We start from the raw sequence: 24,140 nt of genomic DNA on the forward strand, positions 1-24,140 counted from the left end.
ATTACTCCTAACTAGTTGTTTTGGTCATTATAAAAATAATATTTTTCATTATTAATTTTTATAGGTACAAGAATTTTGCTATTTACTTTTTCTGCTATATCATAGTGTTTTTGGTAGCAAACAATAGATTGAGACAAGGCATTAATTACGCTAAATTTACCATTAGTTATTAACAAAATTAAATAATTAGATAACCCTAAAAATAATCAAATTCCAGAGATTGTCTCTAGGATTTTTTTTATTATTATTAATTTATTATTTAAATCTTGTTCTTTTTGAGATAGCAAATAAATCTCTTCATTATTTATTGTGATTAAAAAAATTAAGATGAGAATAGTAAAAAATCATAAACTTAATAAGTGTCTTCTTAACACGAGAATAATATTATTTTTGAAACTGTTTTGATAATAATTAGGTGTTGAAATGCGGTTTAAAATTTGCATTTTGCATAATGTTAATCCGATCGATTTAGCATTATTGAAAATCGGAATTATGAAGAATAATAATCAAACATCTGCTAGTGAAAAGCACAAAAATATATACCATCTTAATGGCGATGAAGGTTGTGAGATATCTTGATTTCAAGCCATTAGCAGCCAATATTGAAATATAATTAATGAAAATAAAAATAAAGTATCAATTATATTTGCTAACATCATAAATCAAGGATTAACATAGCGATGTTGGTGCATTATTCTCCTTTTGATTAAATTATCAGATTACTTCTCAATTTTCTAATTCCGGTAGACCCCTTAAGATCATTGCTTCATGATTGTTGAGGTTTACATAGTGGTTAGTTGCGAAGAAATTTTCATTATTTTTATGAAAATCACTTAATATTTTGTGTAATTTTTCAAAAAATTTCTCACTTCTACGTTCATCATATTTCGCTTTTTTAGCCAGGATTAAAAGTGGAATTAAGTAGTTATATCTTCTGGTTAGTAGAAAATTACCAACTAAATAACGCATTGTGTAAAGGTATGCGTATTCAATCTCTTGTGTTAATTTGAGATTATTAAACTTGATGTAATTTTTAATTCTACCAAATTGCATATTAAAAATACTTGGGTTAAATCAAGTTAGAATTGAGATATCTTCTTTTCGACCTTTTAATGAGGTTAGATAATAACTTTTAGCATTAATTAAAAGTGTATAAGCTAATTCAAGGCAAAATTTAGTATCAGATTGATTGTTTCCTTGGATCGTATCTAAACGTGTTATTAGGCTTTTTTTGATTAATTTATTAAAAATAAAAGGGTAAGAATAGGCTAAAACTTCAGGATGTTGATTAGTAGCATATTCAACATCTTCATCTAATCTGTTATCAGCATTTCAACGAACTGTTCCTCTTAATCTAGGTTTTCATTCAATGATTTCAGGTTCAGATTCCGGAATCATTTCAATCATTCTAGAAACTGTTCAAGGTTTAAAGTGAATTTCATCAAAAATAACAGCAGCATAGGTACTTTTAACCAAATGCAGGCTTGAAATAATATCACTTTGTGAGTTATTTATTTTATTGTTAACTACAAATTTTAATCTACTACCAAAGAATTTTAGATATCGGTCTAGTCTTGAATACATATCTGACGAAATTTTGCTTAAAACTAAAATAAGTTCAAAATCTTGCGAATCTTGTTCAACTAAAGCATTCAATAGTGATTTCAATTGTTTTGATGACGCTATTGATGGACATATTAATGATATTTTCATGTTAACCCCTTAATATTTAATATTTCCGCTTGTTCTTGGATAAGGAATAGTATCGCGAATATTATCAATTCCGGTTACATACATTATTAAACGTTCAAAACCAATGCCAAAACCACTTGAACCGGCATCACCGAAGCGGCGAAGGTCAAGGTATCATTGCAATTCATCGCTATGCATTCCAAGTTCTTTAACTCTTTGCATTAGCTTGTCATAACGAGCTTCACGCTGAGACCCACCGATTAATTCACCGATGCCTGGGACTAATAAATCAAATGATGCAACGGTCTGATTATCATCGTTTTGATGCATGTAAAAAGCCTTGAATTCTTTAGGGAAATTAATAACTGCAACGGGGCCTTGGAAGACTTCTTCCGCTAAAAAGCGTTCATGTTCAGTTTTAAAATCTAAGCCAAATTCAATATTCTTTTCTTCAAATCTATCTTTAACTTTAGCTAATATTTCAATCGCTTGCCTATAATCAACAGTAGTAACTTCACCATTAATGAACTTATTTAAACGACAGCGAAGATTTGAGTCGAGTTTTTCTTCCAAAAAGTCAAATTCTTTTTTATTAATTTCTAAGGTGTTCTTAATCACAACTTTTAAGCAATCGAATGCTAAATTGATAATATCATTCAGATCAGCAAAAGCAACTTCTGGTTCTATCATTCAAAATTCAGCGGCATGTTTTTTAGTATTTGAATGTTCAGCTCTAAATGTTGGTGCAAATGTGTAAACTTTCTTAAATCCTAAGGCATAACTTTCTGCGTGAAGTTGACCAGTAACTCCTAATGTAGCTTTAACATTATCAAAAAAAGGCTTATCACTATTACTATCGTTGACTACAAAAGTTTCACCCGCTCCCTCTCCGTCATTTGATGTGATTATCGGTGCGTGAAAATTAAGAAAACCGTTATTTCTAAAGTAAGTATGGATTTCTTGTGCTAATGTTGATCTGATCAACATTACACTTCGAAGTAAACTTGTACGATGTCTAACGTGTGCTGCTTCCCTTAAAGTTTCAACATTAATGCCCTGTTTTTGAATTGGATAATCTGAATCGGTTTTTTTAAGTAATGTAATTTTTTGAGCCAACAATTCAATTCTTTGTTTTGCTTCTGGAGTAAATTTTAAAATACCTTCCACTTTAACAGCTGATCCTAGACTGAATGCATCAATTTCATCTAAATTTAACAAATCAGCTTTACATGTAACTTGCAAGGAAGCCACTGTTGAACCGTCATTAATTTCCAAAAACCTAATTTTTTTATTACCTCTATTTGCTACTAATCATGCATCTATAGTGTATTTTTGTTCTGAAAAAGATTCTTCGTTGAATAGTATTTCTTTAATCGAATTTGTGATCATATTACCTCTATTTAATATTTAATATTTATTTTAATTATAACATAATAGAATAATAGGTTATATGTTTTAGAATTTTTAGCATTATTATTCTATTAATAAAAGCTATATTATTTTTCTTAATTTTGGTATAATTCACTTTGCACTGTTTTTTACTAAAAATACACATTTACAAGCTTTTTAGAAGAGGAGAAGTGATGAATATTACTATTTTAGTGCTCGGGATTATTTCTTCATTATTAATGGTGATTTTACCGATTCCACAGTTAATTACGACTTTTAAAACTAAAAACGTTGATAACGTTTCTTACCCTGCTTTTTATATTTATTTTTTTGGTGGCGCTCTATTTGTCGCTGTTATGACTATGCTTAAAAAAACACCTTTTGATTTAGCTAATGATCCGATTATAAATATTGTCGGAAACACCTTATTTATAGGCTTAATGGCAACAACAATTACATTATTTATGGTTTTAGATAAAAAGGTAAAAAAGGCTTTGAAATTGATAGGCGTCATTCCACTTTGAGTTATTTTTATTTCTTTAGCAACTTGATGAATTATTGAATATTCACTTTATAGAACAGGATATTTTGATAATAATAATACTTTTATTACCATTGTAACAATTATCGCAAACACCTGTACAGCGCTTCCTTTTGTAGCGCAAATTATTAAAACATTAAAAACTAAATCTGCTGAGGGTGTTTCATTTGTTTTGTTAGCTTGCGGTTACTTAATAAACATGCTTCTATTAGTTTACTTTGGCTTATTGCTTCCAATGTTTTCAGCGATGTGATGAGTAACATTGTTATTCCAAAGCGCAGGAGCATTAGTTTATGTAATTCAAATTATCGTCTGTGTTGCCCTCCAAAAAGAAAATGTTTAATTTAAATTTTTCTAAAAATACTGTAATTAGCTCTTTTTAGAAAAAAAAGATAAATAAAATATTGCCCAGAGCAATATTTTTAAATTAATTTATTTCGTTATTATTTTAGCTATAAAGTTGCAATTTTAACTGCAATGAACATAACAATAAATGCGATTAATACAACTATTAAAGCACAAATGAAGTTCATAATAATACCAGATAATGCGCTTGGATCTTTTTTCATTTTGATCATAATAATAGGGATTAAAATTGAAATTAAATTACAAATAAAGATGCTTAATAAGATAACTATCGATGTACCAATAATGATTGCTCATGTAAGTGAGCCTTGTCTTGAATCAGTTAAATTTTCAGTTATTGCATAATATGGAACTAATCTTAAAACATTGATGATTGATAAAATCAATCCAATTATAGTGCTTACTAATAATTCTTTTCTAAAGGCTTTTTTAAATTGTTTTTTCTCAATTTCATCTAAGCTATAAGCTCTAGTGAATGACAATGAGCTTTGCCATGCAGCATTATTAATTAAAACAATTATAATTGGGAATAAAGAAGCTAAAGAAACTGGTAAAAAACTTAATAAATTAGGATTTGCAAACTCTGCTGGCGCGCCTTTGCCTATAGTTAAATTAATCGAAGTTTCAATTAAAGCTTGTAAAAATGTTCCGAAAATTAAGAATAATGACAATCATAAAATTCTATAACCAACCAATTTATATCATGGTGTTTTAATGTAATCACTACCAGTGGCGGCGTTTGAGCTTATACCTGCATATTTATATAAGTCTTCTGTAGCTTCATCTTGAATTACGTCGATAACATCATCGCTTGTAATCATTCCTAATAAACGATTTTCATTATTTGTAACTGGTAAAGTAGACATATCATGCTCAGAAAAAATTTTAGCTGCATCAGCTTTTTTAGAGTTGGCAGTAACAGAGGTTACTGGTGAGTATAACTCATCGAGCTTTGTAGAGCCGTCATTGAAAACAATTTCTTCGAAGGTTAATGTACCTAGTAATTTGTTTTTTTCATCAACTACATAGTAATAATGGACTAATTCAGCGTTTTTGCGTCCATAGTCACGTTTGATTTTATATAAAGCTTGTTCACATGTATATGAGTTAAGAAGCGAAGAAATATCGATAGACATAATGCTTCCAACTTCATCATCTTGGTAAGATAATATTTTATTGATTTCAGCTATTTTTTCTTTAGGAGTATAAGCTAGAATTTTGCTTATTACATTTGCAGGTAATTCATCAATAACGTCTGCGAGTTCATCACTTTGTAATTCTTGCAATATTTTCATTGCTCATGGTTCGCTAAACGATACTGCCAACTCACGTTTTAGATCATCTTCAAAAAATGAGAATAAATCGGCTGCATCGGCAGTTTTTAATAATCTTAAGAATGTGATTTGTTTCTCTTTTTCTAAGCGAGCAAATTGTTCAGCAATATGTGCATTTGGATAGGTGTCGATAATTATTCTAGCTTCCTGAACGCTTTTGATTTCCACTACTTTTATGATTTCTTCATAAATCTTTTGTTCATATGCTTCATCATTTTGAAGCTGATCGAGGGGTTGAGTATCTGTGGTCATTGTTTTTCCTTTGTTTAATCTTTAAGATATTTAACTAATTGTTGTTGGAATTGTTCTAGTTTAACTGTATAAAATACACCATTTTTGACAAATTTAACATCTCCAGTTTCTTCTGAAACTACAACTGTCAAAGCATCGCAAATTTCACTGATTCCAATGGCTGCACGGTGACGAGAACCATATTGGTTATCAATTGATTTTTTTGTGATTTTATAAAAAGTTGATGCATAATAAATTTTATTTTCACGAATTATTACAGCTCCATCGTGCAATGGAGAGTATTTATTGAAAATGGAAATTAAAAGCGATGAAGAGATATTGGCATTTAAAATTACACCATCAGTACGCAAGTTATCTAAATTATCGTTATTTTCGATAGTGATTAAGGCACCGATTTTATTTTTTGATAAATATTCAACAGCTTCCCGTAATTGGTTAATAAGTCTTATTTGGCTTGATGTTCCGAGTTTATTAAACTTTCTACGACGAAAAATGCTACTAATTATATTGACAATAAAAGGCACTGATATAATTAAAACTAATAAAATTAATAATGCAAAACCAGCGTAAAAAAATCCCTTAAATAGCTGTGTATCAGTGAAATTAGTCAAATATGAAGCCGATACATTTGAGGCTGTATTTGTTTCCATAATTAAATTATTTTTCATACTATTGACCAAATTTTCCCACTAATAGTGCAACTAAAACCAATAATGTTATTCCTAATAATGAACAAATCATTGCGATAATATTAGTTTTGTAAGCTTTTTTCTCTTCAACTGGATCAACATTTATGCGCAATTTACATCTTGGTTCTGTGCATTCTAATTTTTCATTAATTATTTCTGCATTGTTGATTAATGCTGGAGACGATAATTCTGCTTGATTTTCTGCATATAATTGTTTTAATAATTCACGACGCTTATTTATTTTTTCTTCACATTCAAATGGATCACGTTCTGTAGTCATATTTACTCCTTACTTTATTATTGGTAATTATATATAAAAAATCAATTTTTTTTAATATTAGTACTAGCATTAAAAATAACCTTTGGATGGTGATTTATAAAAGTTATATTTCTTCTATATCTTTTTTGTTTTTTCTCGCAAGCGAATTATTGATTTTTTTTAGCTCAGCTGCAAACTTAGAATAGTATCTTTCAGGCGGAATTTGAATTTTTGAAATATCAATAATTTGAAATTCTAAGCCATTAAAAGCACTAGCAAAGGATGAAATATCATTCGATTGAGGATTAAAAATTTGTGTTTTTTCTAAAGTCAAAGCATCAGCTTCATAATCATAAATTTCTTTTAGCCATTGTTTAATGTTGGCGGTTTTTCCAATTATTGAATGGTTCTCATTAATATCATATGAATCGTTAAAAATATAGTTTTCAAGCTCTAAATCATCAAAATTAGAAACTTTTTTGCCTGATAATAAACCTCTTAAAATAGGATGAGTTGGTTTAGTGAATAATTCAGCTGTTAAACCATGTTCAAAAATTTTATTATTAAAGCAGGCATATGTGTAATCTAATTTGCAACTTTGAATGATATGGTGATCCTTAGTTACAAACACTAAAGTAATATTAAATTCTTTAGCTAATGCGATCGCACTGTTTAAAAAAGTGTATTTAACATTAAAATCTTTTTCGTTTTCATTATCGATTAAAAAAATGATTTTAGGATACTCAATAGCTTTGAAAAGGAAAAAGATTTTTAGCTTATTCACGGGCGAAATGATATTAAAATTTTTTACTGAATCCGCGTAAGTAACGGATGAATGATTTAAAACTTCATAAGTTTTTTTTAATGTTTCTATTTTTTTGATTTCTTTAATAGAAGCTTTTGATCTAACAGAAATATTTCATAAATCCTCAACAGTTGAAAACATATCCAAGACCATTTTAGCTTGCCTTGTAGTTGATTGAAATTTTTGACTAAGCTCATTGAGCATTTTTCAGTGAATATCACTAATATGATTTATGCTTAAAAAATCAGAAATATTAATTGATACTAAATTTGATATTTCTTCAATCATTTTATTATTTTCATTAAAAGTTGCGAAATAGTTATTAATAAGCGGGTTTTTTTTAGTTTTTGCATCAGCAAGCTTTTTAAATTTATTTTGAGATATGTCTAATTCAGCAACTTTATTATCAAATTGAGTTTGTAATTTACGAATGGTGAAATTAAAGTTATCGATTGTCGTAGAAATTCCAAATTTTCTTTTTAGCAACTTTTCCTTGTTTTTTCTCTCGTCTAAAATATTTAAGTAGGTACGATATTTTTCATTTGAATAATCAGCATAAGAAGTGAAATCAATAACCATCTCATTTTTTATTATTTTTTTAATTTGTGCACTCGTTAATAATTTTTTAGTAGATAAATTATTTTCTAGAAATAATGCAACTTGAGAAGCTATTGATGATCTCATTAGTAAGAAATCATCATATTTTGTAAAAAAGAAGCTTTTACGAACAGCAAAAATTTTTCTAGCCATATATTTATAGACTAGTGAACGCTTCATTAAAAAATTATGTTGTACTGAAGTATTAGAAAAAAGCTTTGCCTCTGAAAAGTCTATTCTACAGGCATTTTGGTATCATGATATCAAATATTTTATAAATGAGTTAGTTGATGATTTAAAATTTTTAATTTGATTTGTTATTGCTTTCACTTCTAACTGGACATCTCTTAATTCTAAAGTTCTTTCATAATTATAACTATTAACTTTAGCCATTTTTTCATAGTAGTGAAGTTTATTTTTTAATGTTTCAATTTCGTTTTCTAATTTGATTGTATTATTGGTGTATTTACCAGTATATGCATTTTTGAAAACTTTTAATATAGGCAAAATATATTCATCAATTTTGTTAATTATTTCAACGAAGTAATTTCTACGACTTTCGCGTAGCTCGTGAACTTTAGAAATGAAGTCTTCAATATTTTTATTCATTAATTTTTTACCAATTTCACTGTGTAGTAGTGTAATTTGGCGCAAATAATCTATTGATAATGAAGATAAAATCGGCATTAAAATTTTATAAGTATCATGTACAAAATTTATTAACTCATTACGTCTTGATGCTAATAATTTATTGATTTTAGCTAAGTCATAGAAGGTGCTTTTTATTTCTTGATTAATTTGGTTGCGCACAAAAATTAAAGGTATGGTTGCAATATCATTTAATTTATTAGTGTCTACTAATTCAATCTTTTCTAAAATTTCCTTTTTATTAGTTCTAAATTTAATTTTTCCATTGTCAAGTTGTTCATTAAAAAATAAATTGCTGTTTCTTTGACCAATAATATTCTTAAAATTAGTATTGAAAAATTCGTTGTTATTATCGCAAACTAGTATGGCATGACTTAGATTTTTATAAAAGTTTAAAGACGGTAAGTTAATTCAATCATTTGTTGTTGATGATGTAAATACCTTGTCTGCACTAAAAATGTTATTTTTAAAATCCATAAATTAATTATATATTATAAGTATATTTAATGTTTGATAAAATAAAAGTATGGGGGTGTAATGGTTTCGACACATATTGGGCTTATTAAACAACAGGGGTTTGGCACACCTTAATGCCTTCTAGGTTTAATAAACGCAGAATCTAAAGAAAATGATGTTGAAGTTACAAACTTTGACTTAATGATTGCCAACCAGGCAAAATACAATCTTGCATTTGCTTAGTATTAGCTGCAAGTAGCTTAAATTTTTTGTCTCAATTATTTAAGCTAAGGACGAGACTCGTGATAGTTTAGGCCAGCATAACTATCATTAAAATAAGCTGGCACAATTGACTAAATTTTGCTATTTTGATAAGTTAATTGACATTAAAAATTAGCTAACCTGTAAGTATTTGTTTAATAAAGTTTAGTGTGTGGACACGGGTTCGACTCCCGTCATCTCCACCATTTTTTTTATATTTTTTTATTAAAATAATATAATAAAAATATGAAAAATAATAATAACAATAAGTATGTTTTAGATGATCGGGAATATCTGACTAAAGAAATTGAATTGCAAAAGATTGAAGCCAAAAAGCATAGGTTAGAACTTCTTGAGAAGGCTTATGAAATTTCTTTAATCGAACCTGATGAAAGACATATTAAAATTAGAAAAAAATTTAAATATCTAGTGATATTTTTTGGATCTTCTTTAGCTATTGTTTCGGCCTTATGTATTATTTTATTTTTATTTTTACGTCGTTAAAGTTTTACCAAAAATGCTGTATACAGCTATTTTTAATATAAAAAAACGAGTAATATTTATTGTACTCGTTTTTTATATTTCTTCTGTTAGAGTAGTTTTGTCCGCCTCATCTAATGTGTGATGATTTTTTTGATTTTCAGAATTATTTATAGCTTCTGAGTGATGGAATGGGCTTTCAATTTCACTTTCGATAGTGTTTTCATCATTAATATCTTCAGCCATGATATTTTCATCCTCTATTACATGTACAGTAGTTCTTTCTTGAGAAGCTTTTTGTTTATTGTAATCACTTTTACGTTCACGGATTTTTGATTTTACATCAAACATATTTTGGATAAATGATAAATTAATATCATTTTTAATTTCTTTAAAGTAAATTACAGCTGAAATAATGCTGAAAACTAATGAAGCAATTAAAGGCAAGTTCATGATATGGATATAAAGTAAAGCTAATGGCGCCACAATCAATGTATTTCCGCCTCAGTAGTAGTATCCAGCTCCTTGGGATTCAAAATCGATTGCTATAGCTAAAATTAAAATGATTATTGTGCCTATTGCTTGGGTTAAAGTTTTAAGTTTTCCCCAAAATTTAGCTGCAACATCAATTCTTTTTTCTGCCATAACAACTCTAAAACCGCTAACTGCGATATCTCTCATTATCATTAATGCTGTTATTCAAAATGGAACTACATGTATAACTGATAAAAATATAAATGTGGTTGATGTAATGAATTTATCGGCAATAGGGTCGAATAACTTGCCAAATGGAGTAATTCTATTGTTTTTTCTTGCGATTTTACCATCATAATAATCAGTAATCATGCTTCCAATATAAATAATAGTAATTAAGCCTAGTAAAATACGGCCAGTAATTTTATGGAATTCATAATGCGTTCCGAAAAAGTTTAATGATTGACCTAAGCACACATAGAGAATCATTAAAATTAGTAAAGGAAGCGCTGCAATAATTCGTATAAAAGTTAGCTTATTAGCTAAATCCCTTCTACTTTCTAGTGTTTTCTTGTAATTTTTCATTATAAAACTCCTTAACTTTATCAATTGATTGAGTTATATTATTTTGTTGAAAATCTTTATCAATATTTTCCATCTCTTTATTGATTCATTCGCGAACATCAAAACATTTTTTACTTCATGATGATGAACGATTAGTTCTAAGTTTACCGATATTGTCTAGCAAAGCTGCGTTATAAGGACCATCAAGCACATATTCTTTAAATTTACTTGAGTTAGATATGCTATCAATATATGTGTAGGCTCAAGAGACAACATCGCCCATTTTATATTCGCCAATTGAGGGCTCAAATTTTTCTAATAATAGCTCATTTTGTTTTCAGAGCTCATCTAACTCAAAAATTAAGTTTTCACGATATAAGTTAGCTTGGTTTCTTGCTTCTAATTCGGCCCTTTTACGGCGTTTTTTTGCTGCTTTATCTTTTAATGCACTATAAGTAATAAAGACAATTATTATGACAATAAAAACACCTAAAATTATTCAAACTATTTCATTACCTGTACCCATATAATCCTCCTTTTTCACAAGGTTTAATTAATTATATTATAATTTCATAAATCAATATTTATCTTTTTATTAAACATAAAAATATTTATATTTATAATTAAGAAATGGGGGTTAAAATGCGCAAAAAAAACAAATTAAATCAAAACAGTAATGAGCAAACAATTTTAAAACTTAAAGAAGCCGCGACCCTTGACACTAAAAGCCTTATAAATAAGTATAATTCGTCGTTTAAAGGTTTAAAAGACAAAGAACAAATTAAGCAAAATCGTGAAGAATACGGAGCTAATTTAATAGCAAAGAAATCACGTTCACAATTCGTTAAAACATTTATACAGGCATTTTTTAATCCTTTTTCAATAATTTTATATGTATTATCGTTGATTAGTTTAATAATAGACGTAATTATTCCTGTTGTACAAAAAAAGTATGACGAATTAAGCTACTCTACAGTAGTAATAATCATGACGTTGGTGATTATTAGCGGTATTATGCAGCTAATTGAAGAGACTCGTTCTTCCGCCAGCGCTGAGAAGCTGGTTAAAATGATACAAACAACAACTCGTGTCGAACGAAACGGTGTTCATTATGAGATCCCACTTAGCGATGTTGTTGTCGGTGATATTGTGATTTTAGCAGCTGGTGATATTATTCCAGCCGATGTTAGAATCATTAACTCGACGGACTTATTCGTTTCTCAAAGCTCATTAACTGGTGAAAGTGATAGCATTGAAAAATTAGCTAATTTACCTGTAGGCAAGGATTTTGAGAATGTTGTAGACTATGATAATTTGGCATTTATGGGTTCAAATGTTATATTGGGATCGGCTCGTGCTATTGTTATCGTTACCGGAAATAATACATACTTGGGGCACGTAGCACAAAAAATCAATGAGAAGAAAACTAAAACCAACTTTGAAAAAGGACTAGCAAGTATAAGCTGGCTATTGATCAAAATTATGTTAACTGTTGTTCCTTTGGTATTTTTAATTAATGGTATAAAAGGTGAAATAATCGGAAACAAAGCTTTATGAGTTGAGGGTCTAATTTTTGCAATTTCAGTTGCAGTCGGCCTAACCCCTGAAATGCTACCTATGATTGTAACGGGTGCATTAGCCCGTGGCGCAGTTGCTCTTTCCAAGAAGAAAACGATAGTAAAAAGCTTAAATTCAATACAAAATTTTGGCGCTATTAACATTTTCTGCACCGATAAAACAGGAACATTGACATTAGATCACATTGTGCTTGAACGTCATCTTGATATTTTTGGCAAAGAAAACACCAACGTTTTAAAATATGGCTTTCTCAATAGTTATTATCAAACAGGGTTAAAAAATTTATTAGATAAATCAATTATTGATAAAACTGATGATTTAGCAATTTATCATGATCAGCTCAGGGATTTAGAGTCACTTTATTATAAAATCGATGAGATTCCTTTTGATTTTGAACGTAAAAGAATGTCTGTGATTGTTAAAAATAAAAAAACAGATAGTGTTGAATTAATAACTAAAGGTGCTTTAGAAGAAATGCTTAGCATTTCAAAATATGTAGAAATTAACCAAAACCTCTATGAACTAGATGAAACCTACGCAAAAATGATTATGCGTAAAGTTGATGAATTAAATGATTTAGGTATGCGCGTCATTGGTGTTGCTAGAAAAGAAAATGTTCCTGTGGACGGAAAATTTAACATTTCACATGAAACAGATATGATTTTATTAGGGTATTTAGCATTCTTGGATCCCCCTAAAGAATCGACAGCTAGTGCAATTAAAAAGCTTCATGACTTAGGCGTTGAAGTTAAAATCTTAACTGGTGATAATGCACGTGTAACAAAAGCTATATGTCAAAAAGTTGGAATTCCGGCCGAAAAAATGATGATCGGTAAAGAAGTTGAAGAATTAAGCGATGAACAATTGGCCGATATTATTGATGATTATAATATTTTTGCTAAACTTAGTCCAGATCAAAAAGCAAGATTAATTACCGTTTTACGTAATAAAGATAATGTTGTTGGGTATATGGGCGATGGCATTAATGATGCTCCAGGGATGAAAGCAGCCGATGTATCAATTTCAGTTGATACAGCTGTGGATATTGCTAAAGAAAGTGCAAATATCATTCTGTTAGAAAAAGATTTAAATGTATTAGCTGATGGAATAATTTTAGGCCGTAAAACTTACGCTAACATGAATAAATACATCAAAATGGCTGTAAGCAGCAACTTTGGGAATATTTTTAGTATTATTTTTGCCTCGATATTATTGCCATTTATTCCAATGCTTGCTGTTCAAATTCTATTTATGAATTTAATTTATTCAATGGTTTGCATTGCTATACCTTTTGATAAGGTAGACAAGGAATTCTTGAGCAAACCTCGACGTTGAAATGCAAAAAGCATTATGAGGTTTATGTTTTGGTTTGGCCCCGTTAGCTCAATAATTGATATCACAAGCTTTTTAATACTTTACTATTGGTTTATTCCAAATATCCAAGGTATAGATTTAAAACAAAATCCCAAATTATTCACAATGGTATTTCAAACTTGTTGGTTTTTAATTTCAATGTGAACTCAAAGCTTAATTATTCATTTCATTAGAACTGAAAAGATTCCTTTTATTCAATCTCGACCATCATGAATGCTTTTAACATTTTCACTATTAGGCTCTATAATTGTTTCGTCTGCTCCATTTATACCAAAATTAAATACTAGCTTAAACTTATATGATTCCCTCAGTCCTTGATTTATTTTAATTTTAGTTAGCACTGTTGTACTTTATATATTATTAGTTTCAATTGTGAAATGAATTTATATGAAGCTATATAAAGAACTATTATAAAAAAAGAACCCAAGCGGTTCTTTTTTTTACTCTAATCATTTTTTAAATATTACTCAGTAATTTTTTATTTCCTTCTGTAGCACAGTAAAATTAGAATCAAATGAGGCACAATAATTTTTAAATTCTTTACTATGGTTTTGATGTTTGTGGTGTCCTAATTCATGCAAGATTACAGAATTTATAAGCTCTTTATCTAAGCCGAGTAATGCTATACTATATGAAATATAAGGCTCACTAAATATTTTTTTTCTATATTTTCCCCATGCTGAAGTAGACTTATCGATTCTAATAGGCAATTTTTCATAGTTCATATTGTTTTCCATAATTCTTTGTGTTTCAGTTATGTAAGCTAATAAAATCTTGCCAAGAATAGTAAAATAATAATCTTCTAATTTTTTAATATTATTTTTATCTCGTTCATTGAAAAACAAATTAATTTTCTTTAAATTTGGCAAAATAAGAAAAGAAGGCTTTTTAAAAGACCCAAATAATGCTTCAATTTTATAGCCTTCACCAAAAATTGAAGCATAAAAATGTTTGTTTTCAAATAAAGGTTTATTAAAAATTATTATTTTTTTCTTTGATATTAGTAAGGAAAATATGTGAAAAACTTTTTTTTCAAAAAATTGAACTAATTCATCATTTTGATCTTCAATAGGTCCAAATAAATCCAAGTAGCTATTGTTTTGTATAACTTTAAAAAAGTTTAATTTTGGATCGAAATTATATTGGTAATAGTATGTTTTGTTTTTTAATCTAATTTGTGTATAACTCATTTTAATTGTCTTTTTGAATTTAATTTTTAGATATAAATTTTCCGAAGCGTTTAATATCTTTTATTGATGCTGTACGGACTTGATTTAAAGCTGTTGTAATGCCAAAAATTTGGTCATTATTTAATCCTTTGGTTTCTCCAAGCTCATTTTCAACTTCCATTATGGTTTCTTCGAAATTATTTTCATTAACTACTACAGATCAGTTTTCTACTCTGCTAACTTTTACAGGGCTTTGGCTTGGAAAAAAAACTAATGAAAATATAGGAAAATTAAAACCAACTACCTTAAAAATGTGTTTAATATGCTTGAAATTTTGAATAAATGGATTTGATAAACTAATTTTTCTTTTACCTTTAGTAATTGTTATTTTTTCATCTGAGGCATCTCCTGAAATTGATCCATCATAATACTTGCTTTCAATAACATATACAGCCTTATTTGCAATTAGCAACCCATCGATTTCGAACATTATATTCTCGCGATAAACAAATAATCCACCTTTAATAAATTTAAAATTATTTTTTTTGGCGAAATTATTGACCGCTAAAGAAACTTTTTCTTCAAAAATTGAGCCCAATGTGTGTTTTTTCTTATTTTTTAATGAATAAAAAATAAATAGAAAGATGATTAAACCTAAGATTAGCGCACTAATTGTAATGCCGACAGCTATTCCTATATTATTAGCTTTTTTTGCGGCTTCTCATGCTTTGTTAGTTGTTTCTGACATAGAAGCCTTTTCAGCTATTTGTAAAAATGTATTAAATGAACTAATATTCATAATTTTAATTATATAATAGAAATATATTTTCAAAGAAAAAGGAGATTGATAATGGCAAAAAACCTTCGTGTTCTAACTTTGATTTCATCACCAAATGTTAACTCTATAACTTCACAATTAGCAGGTAAAGCAAATAAAATTATTATGGATTTATATAAAAATTCTGAACTTGAAATTATTGATTTAAATAATAGTATTTTTAACCAAAATTGCCTAACTACAGGCAATTTCAAAACATTTTGAAACGAAAATGAAAGCGATAAATATATCGAACAACTTAAGCAAACTGATTTATTAATTGTTGCTGCTCCAATGGTTAACTTTTCAATTCCGACAGTTTTAAAAAATTTTATCGATACAATAGCTGTTGCTAAAAAAACATTCTCATATAAATATGATGCAAAAGGTGGCTCAATTGGGCATTTAAATAATTTAAAGATATTACTTATTACTTCGCAGGGTGCACCAACTTCTTGGTATAAATGAAGCAATTTTTCTGGGTATCTTAAGGGTGTATTTAATTTTTTAGGAGCTGAACGAATAGAAAAAATAGCTGTAAATGGTACCAAAACAGATCCATTAAATAAATTATCTTTGGATGATTTAATTAATAAAAATATTAACAAGCTTGAAAATAAAATTAAAAAATTGCTAAGCTAAAATTGCTGTGCTACAAATAAAAAAGCAAAAAAGCTGAGATTTATTCTTCAGCTTTTTTGTTTGGATTTTGATTATTATTTTCATTAATTACTAAATATTCATTGATAACGAAATATTTATAAATATTTTGCAAAATAGCATTAACCATTTTGTAGTAGTTTTTTTCATCTTCAAAGAAATATTTAGTTATTTCTATTGCTTCATTAATAACAATTCTTGGGATTTTGATAGTTAAAAGCTCATATGAAGCATTAAGTAGTATTGCCCTTATTAAAGGTGAGGTTCTTTCTCAAGATCATTTTTCGTGAATAAAGCGTTTAATTACATTTTTATAGTTTTCATAACCGCGGGAAAGTTGTTCAATATGTTTTATTTGCTCTTCATTTAATGTGGGATTATTTTCAAAAATTTCTTGGATATTTAATGGTTGATCCATTAACTCATAAGCATATAAAACCCTAATAATCCCTAATCTATATTCACGTCTTGAAATCATGCTAATATTTTAATATAAAAAAGATTTATGCAAACATTAAACATTAAAAAATAGTAAAAACTCAATATAAAAACAAAAAAGGCAAAAGTGCCTTTTTTGTTTTTATCATGTATATAAAGGGTTTGAGTTTAATTTCTGATATCTATGATTAAGCTCCTCGATTGCAACGGTAATTGGTGTTGAAATTGTAATATAAATTGGAATGGTAAAAAGTGACTTAATAATTATCGGGATAGCCACAACTGCATAATCAGTGCCAACACTTTTTAATGCTATGCTTTTATCCAAAATAGCAGCTGAATTAATATAGTTATAATATCTAATATAAAGTAATGGGTCTAATGATCATCTAAAAATCATCATAATTAAGCTAACTAAACCAAACATTAAAATGTAGTTATATCATCTTTTACTTTGATGCTTAAAATATAAGATTGTAAAAGTAATTAAAATCGATAGTGAAACAAGAGAATATGAAGATAAAATGCCGATAAATAAGCCATTTGCAACATATACTGGATTTTTTTTCGATGCATTTAATTGAATTTGTTTTGAATTAGGATCATTATGTGAAGTAAAAACATAATAAATAATTAAAACACAAAGAATGAAGAATACATAAGTTAAAATTGTTCCAAAAATTTTATTTTTATTAATTGCCAAGTAATAAAGTCAACTCACAATAGCTATAGCTGGTGGAACCATTGCATACAAGTAATACCATGTTCCGATTGAACCTGTGACCAATAAACCGAATGTATCTGAAATAATTGCTAAAAATAAACCTCTAAAACCACCTAAAATTACACCATACATAATGTAAAAAATGAATGGTATTTCTAAAGGAACTATGCGTAGTATAGTGAATTTGGCTACAACCCTGACTACTAAATATATACCCAGCAAAATACCCATTAAAGTAATTTGGTATAGTGAAATGGCAATGTTTTTTTTATAAAAATCTATAAAAAATTGTTTTGCTTTATTGCTATTTTTAGATTTTGCAAGTTGAGGTTCATTAATATTTGTTTGATAATTACTATTTTGTGAAATCATAAAAATTATTTTAGCACTTAAAGGTATTTTAAAAAATATTATGTTAAAAACTTTAAAAAAATAAATAAAAAAAAGTAAATTGAATAAATTACTTTTTTTCTCCATTTAACCAAAAGTGCTGTATCACAGTTGTTTTGGTTAAATTAATATTGAATAAAAACAATATACTTAGTTCATCATTCAGGAAGAAGATTCTCAATAGGATATATTCCATATTTGAGAAAAAGAATGTGTTCAAGAACTATTAAGATTAATGCAAACATTAAAACATCTCTTCATGATGTGATAAGTTTACGATATTTAGTTCTTTTCGCTTTTGGATTATACCCTCTAGTTTCCATTGCATTAGCTAAATCCTCAGCTTTAGCAAAAGATATAGCGAATAAAGGGATAATTAAGGTAGTAAAGGCTTTGATTTTTTCTTTAATATTGCCGTTTTTAAAATCTACACCTCTGGAAGCTTGCGCTTTGATAATTCTATTAGCTTCATCTAGAAGGGTAGGAATGAATCTTAAAGCAATAGAAATTATCGTTGCTATAACACTGGTAGGAATAAAGATTAATTTCAACGGTCAAAGCAAATCTTCAAATGCTTTGGTTAAATCTACTGGTCTTGTTGATATGACAAATAAAGAAGTTGAAATAATCATAATATAAATTCTTAAAAATAAGCTTAATGTTCTAGCAATAACACCATAACTAAATGCATAAACTTTAGATTCAGGAGTGATATAAAATATTGGTATATAGTTATTAGCATCGGGATTTTTCATTGTATAAATATTTACAAATAAGATAAATATTGACACAATTACAGGGAACTTCATTAAGTTAATTAATGATGAAAATTTTCTAGTAGTTATAAGATAACCAATTGACGAAATTAGCAGTAATATAGCTAAATCAGTAAAATTAGTGGATATAAAAGTTAAAACAATTATCACGATATTTAAAATTAATTTAATTCGCGGATCGAGACGATGTATGAATGAATCACGATTAAGATATGAACCAATAGGAGAACTTTTCATTATTTTGTACCTCCTTTATCTTTTGACTCTAAAAAGTTATTGATAGCGTCTGCTAATTCATCAATTGTTTTAACCGGGGGTAAAACAATTCCGTGTTTTTTTAACTCAGAAACAAATGCTAAAACTTTTGGGGGTTCCAAATTATTTTTTTCTAATAAATCAATATCACTTAAAAGTTCAAAAGCATGGTAATCACTAGCGATTTTTCCATTATTAAAAAGTAAAACTCTATCAGCGGTACAAAGTACATTGTCAAGGTCATGGCTAACCATTATTATTGTTTTGCCTTCTTCATTAAGCTTTCTTAATATTTCTAAAATATCAATTGTTCCTTGTGGATCTAATCCTGCAGTTGGTTCATCAACGACTAACACTTCAGGCTCTATTGCTAGAATACCGGCCAAGGCAACCCTTCTTTTTTGTCCGCCACTAAGTGCAAAAGGGCTCCGCGATAAATATGATTCATCAAGCCCGACAATTTTTATGTATTTTTTAGCTCTTTCTTTGGCTTCTTCTTTACTTAAGCCATAAGAAATTGGGCCAAACATAATATCTTTTTCTATATTTTCTTCGAAAAGCTGATATTCAGCAAATTGGAATGCCACGCCTATTTTCTTGCGAATATCTTTTACTCTCTTAACTTTTCTTTTAACTGGAGCCATTACAGAAACGACTTCAATTGATTTATTAAAAGATTTAGTTTTTTTATCATATATTTCATTTGGAAAAACTCAATCAATTTTTCCAACTGTAGGTAAAAGTAATGTGTTAAGATGTTCAATAAATGTGGTTTTACCACTACCTGTTGAGCCAATAATTCCTATAAATTCACCTTGATTAATCTGACACGATACATCATCTAAAGCCTTAAATTCGCTGTTAGTTTTCTTTGAAAAAATATGGGTTAATCCATTAACAGTTATTTGCATATTTGCTCCAATAATTCATCTTTGTTATATGTTGGCTTAATACTTTTGATTTTTTCGCTTAGTTGGTAAATGAATGGTGCAGTAATTTTAGCTTTATCAGTAATTTCTTTATTTTTAAGTATTTCTTGCGGCGTTCCTTCGCCAATTATTTTACCTTTAGCGAACACATAACAATAATCAGCTAGAATAGCCTCATCCATATCATGAGTTATTGAAATCAATACTTTTTCCCTCTTTTTTTGAATTTCTCTTATTATTGATAAAACAGTTCTTTTACCCAATGGGTCAAGCATACTTGTAACTTCGTCGAAAATAATTACTTCGGGATTTAAAGCTAAAACTGAAGCAATAGCAACCCGTTGTTTTTGTCCACCTGAAAGCATTTGCGGTTCACGATTGAGGTGATCCATCATCCCAACATCTGTTGCTAATTTATCTATAATTGGCTTCATTTCGTTTTGCGGCACACATCTATTTTCCAATCCAAAAGCTATGTCATCTTCAACAGAAGAACCAACAAATTGGTTATCTGGATTTTGAAAAATAACCCCAATTTTTTGACGTATTTGCTTAATGGTTTTTTCACTAATTGTGATCCCGTCAATTTCAATCGAACCACTTAGTGGACGATATAAAGCAACCAAAAGTTTACTAAATGTACTTTTACCTGATCCATTGTGTCCTAAAATGGCGATATATTTACCTTTTTCAATGTTTAAATTAATCCCATCAATAGCATTTTCTATTGCATCTGGATACTTAAAAACTAAATCATTTACTTTTATCATAATTTAGTATTATACACTAAGTTAAAAATATAAATATTCATAAATAAAAATATGCTTTTTCTTAATTAAATATGTCCAAAAAACCTGTAGCACAGCATTTTTAGCAAAAAAATCATTATTTTTTATATACCAATTAAAATTGTTGAAAAATTTTAGTCTCGGTGTAGATTAGTTCATTATTAATTATGTGTTCGAAAAAGGTCTGATTTAGTGTTTTTAGTGAAAATATAAAATAAAAATATTTTCAAAATGTTTATAAAATAATGGAAACAATGTCATATTTTTGCATTTTTTACCTCATATAATTATAATTAATAAGAATATAAAATAAAAATAGAATAAAATATCATCATAAGTTTAACTTATCGAGTTTATGCTTTTCGAAAAAAAGTAAAAATTAAGATAAAAGGAGAAAATATGACACCACACATTAGTGCTAAAAAAGGGCAAATTGCAAAAACTGTAATTATGCCTGGTGACCCACTTAGAGCAAAATATATTGCTGAAACATTTTTAGACGAAGGCTACGAATTAGTTAATACAGTTCGTAATATGTACATGTATACTGGTACATACAAAGGAAGAAAAATTACTGTTGCAGGTTCAGGTATGGGATGTCCTTCAATCGGTATTTATTCATACGAATTATTTAAATTCTACGATGTAGATAGAATTATTAGAATCGGTAGTGCAGGTGCTTATACATCTGATTTAAACTTGTATGATGTTGTTTTGGCTTCAAGTGCTATTGCAGATAGTAACAGCTTCAGAAAATTAGTTTCTGGAAAAGTTGGAAAGGTAGTTAAACCATCAAGCAAACTAAATAATGAAATTAAAAGAATTGCTAAAAAACAAAATATAACTCTTCATGAAGGAAGAGTTCACTCATCAGACGTATTTTATTCAAGTGTACCACTTGAAGAAAGAATTAAAAGTACACAAGCTTCATGCGTTGAAATGGAATCTTATGCTTTATTCACTAATGCTGAAGCATTAGGAAAACAAGCCGCTTGCTTATTAACTATTAGCGATAACTTAATCACCAATGAAGAAACAACAGCGGAAGAAAGACAAAATGCCTTTACAACTATGATGAAAGTGGCTTTAGAATTAGCTCAAAAATAAGGATTATTATGAGAATAGTTGATTTAATTGAAAAAAAGAGATTAAATAAAGCTCTTACCAAAGAAGAAATTGAATTTTTAATTAATTCTTATGTAGCGGGAACTATGCCTGATTATCAAATGGCTGCATTCATTATGGCTGTTATGTTTAACGGCATGGATAATGATGAAATAGCAACTTTTACCAAAACTATGATGCATTCTGGCGATGTTATGGATTTATCATCAATTCCAGGTGTTAAAGTTGATAAGCATTCAACCGGTGGTGTTGGAGATAAAACTACTTTGGCCGTAGCTCCAATAGTGGCCGCTTGCGGTGCACCAGTTGCTAAAATGTCTGGTCGTGGACTTGGCCACACAGGCGGAACCTTGGACAAATTAGAATCAATTCCTGGCTTTAATATTTTTTACACCGAAGAAGCTTTTATCAAACAAGTTAAAGAACACAAAATTGCAGTGATCGGTCAAACCGCGCAATTAGCACCTGCTGATAAAAAACTTTATGCATTAAGAGACGTAACAAACTGCGTACAATCAATACCATTAATCGCTTCATCGATTATGTCTAAAAAGCTAGCTACAGGCTCAGATGCGATTTTATTAGACGTTAAATGTGGCGATGGTGCCTTTATGAAAAACTTAGAAGAAGCTAAATTATTAGCTCAAACTATGGTTAATATCGGGAAAGCTTTAGGCGTAGACACACGTGCTGAAATCACAAATATGTCTCGCCCAATTGGTCGTGAAATTGGTAACAAAAACGAAGTTTTAGAAGCGATTAAAACATTAGAAGGAAATGGACCCGCAGACTTTAACGAATTAGTTTATTCTTCATGCGCCGCAATTTTAGAGCAATCAAAATTAGTTAAAAGTCATGAAGAAGGTTTAGAAAAAGTTAAAGAAGTGATTGCAAATGGTAAAGCTTTAGCTAAATTCTATGAATTCGTGAGCTTACAAGGTGGAGATGTTGAATTCCTTAAGAGTGAAAAATTCTGAACTCCTGCATACAAACATGAAATTTTTGCAAGTGAAAGTGGATATTTAGAAATATGCAATGCTTTAACTTTTGGAATTGTTGGTATGAAATTAGGTGCTGGTAGAGAAACCAAAGAACAAGATATTGACTTCGAAGCTGGTATTACTTTACATAAAAAGACAAACGAAAAAGTCTTAAAAGGTACATTATTATTTACTCTTTATTCATCAAAACCTATTGATGCAAAATTAGCAGAAGAATTAGCTCCTGCTTACAAGATTAATAATAATACAGTTGAAAATAAAATTATTTTGGCTCGCATAAGCTAATAAAAAAATATTTTCTTAAAATTCACAAATTAATTAATTAATTTACTAAAAGTACTATTATACAGTTAAAAAGGAGACAAAATGACAAGTGTAAATTATGAACGTATGATTGATCATACATACTTAAAACCAGAAGCAACAACTAAAGAAATCGATAAATTAATTGCTGAGGCAAAACAATACAATTTTAAAACAGTTTGTGTTAATGCATCATATGTTGAATATGCAAAAAAAGCTTTAGCCAATACTGAAGTTGGCATTACTTGCGTAATTGGATTCCCTTTAGGAGTTATGAATTCAAATGTAAAAGCTTTTGAAGCTTTAGATGCTATTAACCGTGGTGCCGATGAAATCGATATGGTTTTACACATCGGTAAATTAAAAGAAAAAGAATATGATTATGTTTTAGAAGACATTAAAGCAGTTAAAGCTGCGATCGGAAAACATATATTAAAAGTTATTATTGAAACAGCTTTATTAACTAAAGAAGAAATTATTAAAGCAACTGAAATTGTTATGGCTTCAGGTGCTGAATTTATTAAAACATCAACTGGATTTTCAACCCGTGGCGCTTCATTAGAAGATATCCAAATTATGAAAAGTGTTTGTGGGGACAAATTATTAATCAAAGCAGCTGGTGGAATTAGTGTTAAAGACGATATGGTTAAAATGCACATAGCTGGCGCAACTCGTTTTGGAACATCTCGTTCAGTTGCAATTTTAGAAGGCAAAGCAAGCTCTGGCGGATATTAATAAGATTTAAAAACAAAAATTAAAAACATCAATAACTCACGAAAATGTGAGTTATTTATTTTTACTTATTTAAGATTTTGCCTCTTTATTTTCTTTATTCCATTCATTTATTTTAGAATTGTGTTTTAATTTTACTTTTTTGCTTGTAATGAAGTCATTTTTAACTCAATCTGTAGCTAAAGAAAATTAGCTTTATGCTTTTTTTGATGATGAGTTAGGTATCAAGGACTATGATTCTCTTTTTAAAATCTGTATTAAAAATGTATACCAA

The 24,140-nt window shown here is 28.6% G+C and carries 24 protein-coding genes and 1 other RNA gene; 9 read left to right on the forward strand and 16 right to left on the reverse strand.

The window, feature by feature from the left end:
• Nucleotides 1-11: 11 nt before the first annotated feature.
• Nucleotides 12-287 (reverse strand): hypothetical protein, encoded by a 276-nt coding sequence (locus tag T385_RS03675; protein WP_156953939.1) that lies wholly within the window; start codon nucleotides 285-287, stop codon nucleotides 12-14.
• A gap of 136 nt (nucleotides 288-423) precedes the next feature.
• Here T385_RS03675 and T385_RS03680 point away from each other — a divergent pair, with 136 nt between their 5' ends.
• Nucleotides 424-678 (forward strand): hypothetical protein, encoded by a 255-nt coding sequence (locus tag T385_RS03680; protein WP_156953940.1) that lies wholly within the window; start codon nucleotides 424-426, stop codon nucleotides 676-678.
• Between the two features lie 33 nt (nucleotides 679-711).
• Here T385_RS03680 and T385_RS0100880 read toward each other — a convergent pair whose 3' ends face one another.
• Nucleotides 712-1,713: a hypothetical protein gene (locus T385_RS0100880; protein WP_029905667.1), complete on the reverse strand. Its 1,002-nt coding sequence runs from the start codon at nucleotides 1,711-1,713 to the stop codon at nucleotides 712-714.
• Between the two features lie 9 nt (nucleotides 1,714-1,722).
• Nucleotides 1,723-3,081, reverse strand: a complete 1,359-nt coding sequence (gene asnS, locus T385_RS0100885; RefSeq protein WP_029905669.1) for an asparagine--tRNA ligase — start codon at nucleotides 3,079-3,081, stop codon at nucleotides 1,723-1,725.
• 194 nt (nucleotides 3,082-3,275) lie between these two features.
• On the opposite strand from asnS, the gene T385_RS0100890 reads away from it, so the two are divergent.
• The gene (locus T385_RS0100890) at nucleotides 3,276-3,965 is read left to right on the forward strand and encodes a PQ-loop repeat-containing protein (RefSeq protein ID WP_051677940.1); all 690 of its coding nucleotides are present in this window, start codon (nucleotides 3,276-3,278) and stop codon (nucleotides 3,963-3,965) included.
• A 109-nt stretch (nucleotides 3,966-4,074) separates the two neighbouring features.
• Here the strand turns inward: T385_RS0100890 and mgtE are convergent, their stop codons facing one another.
• From mgtE to T385_RS0100910, 4 genes are all read right to left on the reverse strand, one after another.
• A complete protein-coding gene (gene mgtE / locus T385_RS0100895; protein ID WP_051677941.1) occupies nucleotides 4,075-5,574 on the reverse strand; it encodes a magnesium transporter in 1,500 nt (499 codons plus the stop codon).
• A gap of 14 nt (nucleotides 5,575-5,588) precedes the next feature.
• A complete protein-coding gene (locus T385_RS0100900) occupies nucleotides 5,589-6,242 on the reverse strand; it encodes a diadenylate cyclase (protein WP_245601758.1) in 654 nt (217 codons plus the stop codon).
• 1 nt (nucleotide 6,243) lies between these two features.
• On the reverse strand, nucleotides 6,244-6,543 hold the full coding sequence (locus T385_RS0100905; RefSeq protein ID WP_029905676.1) for a hypothetical protein: 300 nt from the start codon (nucleotides 6,541-6,543) through the stop codon (nucleotides 6,244-6,246).
• Between the two features lie 103 nt (nucleotides 6,544-6,646).
• Complete coding sequence (locus tag T385_RS0100910) at nucleotides 6,647-9,049, reverse strand: MAG1360 family OppF-related protein (protein ID WP_029905678.1); 2,403 nt, start codon at nucleotides 9,047-9,049, stop codon at nucleotides 6,647-6,649.
• A 51-nt stretch (nucleotides 9,050-9,100) separates the two neighbouring features.
• Here T385_RS0100910 and ssrA point away from each other — a divergent pair.
• Nucleotides 9,101-9,495: a transfer-messenger RNA gene (gene ssrA, locus T385_RS03620) on the forward strand.
• A gap of 40 nt (nucleotides 9,496-9,535) precedes the next feature.
• A complete protein-coding gene (locus T385_RS0100915) occupies nucleotides 9,536-9,793 on the forward strand; it encodes a hypothetical protein (protein ID WP_029905680.1) in 258 nt (85 codons plus the stop codon).
• 72 nt (nucleotides 9,794-9,865) lie between these two features.
• On the opposite strand, the gene pgsA is transcribed toward T385_RS0100915, so the two are convergent.
• Both pgsA and T385_RS0100925 read right to left on the reverse strand, forming a co-directional pair.
• Nucleotides 9,866-10,828, reverse strand: a complete 963-nt coding sequence (gene pgsA / locus T385_RS0100920; protein ID WP_051677942.1) for a CDP-diacylglycerol--glycerol-3-phosphate 3-phosphatidyltransferase — start codon at nucleotides 10,826-10,828, stop codon at nucleotides 9,866-9,868.
• A complete protein-coding gene (locus T385_RS0100925; protein ID WP_029905684.1) occupies nucleotides 10,797-11,333 on the reverse strand; it encodes an MHJ_0274 family protein in 537 nt (178 codons plus the stop codon). Before T385_RS0100925 ends, pgsA begins: the two co-directional genes overlap by 32 nt.
• Before the next feature lie 116 nt (nucleotides 11,334-11,449).
• Here T385_RS0100925 and mgtA point away from each other — a divergent pair, with 116 nt between their 5' ends.
• Nucleotides 11,450-14,173, forward strand: coding sequence for a magnesium-translocating P-type ATPase (gene mgtA / locus T385_RS0100930; protein ID WP_245601759.1), 2,724 nt, complete (start codon nucleotides 11,450-11,452; stop codon nucleotides 14,171-14,173).
• A gap of 26 nt (nucleotides 14,174-14,199) precedes the next feature.
• Here mgtA and T385_RS0100935 read toward each other — a convergent pair whose 3' ends face one another.
• Together T385_RS0100935 and T385_RS0100940 are read right to left on the reverse strand one after the other, a co-directional pair.
• Nucleotides 14,200-14,949 carry a YgjP-like metallopeptidase domain-containing protein gene (locus T385_RS0100935; RefSeq protein WP_029905688.1) on the reverse strand — a complete coding sequence of 250 codons (750 nt, stop codon included), beginning with the start codon at nucleotides 14,947-14,949 and terminating at the stop codon, nucleotides 14,200-14,202.
• 19 nt (nucleotides 14,950-14,968) lie between these two features.
• The gene (locus T385_RS0100940; RefSeq protein WP_084276663.1) at nucleotides 14,969-15,727 is read right to left on the reverse strand and encodes a nuclease-related domain-containing protein; all 759 of its coding nucleotides are present in this window, start codon (nucleotides 15,725-15,727) and stop codon (nucleotides 14,969-14,971) included.
• 51 nt (nucleotides 15,728-15,778) lie between these two features.
• Here T385_RS0100940 and T385_RS0100945 point away from each other — a divergent pair, with 51 nt between their 5' ends.
• On the forward strand, nucleotides 15,779-16,387 hold the full coding sequence (locus T385_RS0100945) for an FMN-dependent NADH-azoreductase (RefSeq protein WP_029905692.1): 609 nt from the start codon (nucleotides 15,779-15,781) through the stop codon (nucleotides 16,385-16,387).
• Between the two features lie 40 nt (nucleotides 16,388-16,427).
• On the opposite strand, the gene T385_RS0100950 is transcribed toward T385_RS0100945, so the two are convergent.
• The 5 genes from T385_RS0100950 to T385_RS0100970 form a co-directional block, all read right to left on the reverse strand.
• The gene (locus tag T385_RS0100950; protein ID WP_029905695.1) at nucleotides 16,428-16,883 is read right to left on the reverse strand and encodes a transcription antitermination protein NusB; all 456 of its coding nucleotides are present in this window, start codon (nucleotides 16,881-16,883) and stop codon (nucleotides 16,428-16,430) included.
• Nucleotides 16,884-16,985: 102 nt separating this feature from the next.
• Nucleotides 16,986-17,939 carry a hypothetical protein gene (locus tag T385_RS0100955; RefSeq protein WP_156953941.1) on the reverse strand — a complete coding sequence of 318 codons (954 nt, stop codon included), beginning with the start codon at nucleotides 17,937-17,939 and terminating at the stop codon, nucleotides 16,986-16,988.
• A 143-nt stretch (nucleotides 17,940-18,082) separates the two neighbouring features.
• Entirely contained in the window at nucleotides 18,083-18,970 is an 888-nt protein-coding gene (locus T385_RS0100960) for an energy-coupling factor transporter transmembrane component T family protein (RefSeq protein ID WP_029905699.1), read from the reverse strand.
• The gene (locus T385_RS0100965) at nucleotides 18,970-19,899 is read right to left on the reverse strand and encodes an energy-coupling factor transporter ATPase (protein ID WP_029905701.1); all 930 of its coding nucleotides are present in this window, start codon (nucleotides 19,897-19,899) and stop codon (nucleotides 18,970-18,972) included. The genes T385_RS0100960 and T385_RS0100965 overlap by 1 nt, the downstream gene beginning before the upstream one ends.
• Nucleotides 19,890-20,687 carry an energy-coupling factor transporter ATPase gene (locus T385_RS0100970; RefSeq protein ID WP_029905703.1) on the reverse strand — a complete coding sequence of 266 codons (798 nt, stop codon included), beginning with the start codon at nucleotides 20,685-20,687 and terminating at the stop codon, nucleotides 19,890-19,892. Before T385_RS0100970 ends, T385_RS0100965 begins: the two co-directional genes overlap by 10 nt.
• Nucleotides 20,688-21,104: 417 nt before the next feature.
• Between T385_RS0100970 and deoD the strand changes: the two genes are divergently transcribed.
• From deoD to deoC, 3 genes are all read left to right on the forward strand, one after another.
• Nucleotides 21,105-21,812 (forward strand): purine-nucleoside phosphorylase, encoded by a 708-nt coding sequence (gene deoD / locus T385_RS0100975; protein WP_029905705.1) that lies wholly within the window; start codon nucleotides 21,105-21,107, stop codon nucleotides 21,810-21,812.
• An 8-nt stretch (nucleotides 21,813-21,820) separates the two neighbouring features.
• Nucleotides 21,821-23,116 (forward strand): pyrimidine-nucleoside phosphorylase, encoded by a 1,296-nt coding sequence (locus T385_RS0100980; protein ID WP_029905707.1) that lies wholly within the window; start codon nucleotides 21,821-21,823, stop codon nucleotides 23,114-23,116.
• A gap of 81 nt (nucleotides 23,117-23,197) precedes the next feature.
• Nucleotides 23,198-23,869, forward strand: a complete 672-nt coding sequence (gene deoC / locus T385_RS0100985; protein WP_029905709.1) for a deoxyribose-phosphate aldolase — start codon at nucleotides 23,198-23,200, stop codon at nucleotides 23,867-23,869.
• Nucleotides 23,870-24,140: the final 271 nt, after the last annotated feature.

It is taken from the genome of Mycoplasmopsis opalescens ATCC 27921 (assembly GCF_000712185.1).
Classification (GTDB): Bacteria; Bacillota_I; Bacilli_A; order Mycoplasmatales; family Metamycoplasmataceae; genus Mycoplasmopsis; species Mycoplasmopsis opalescens.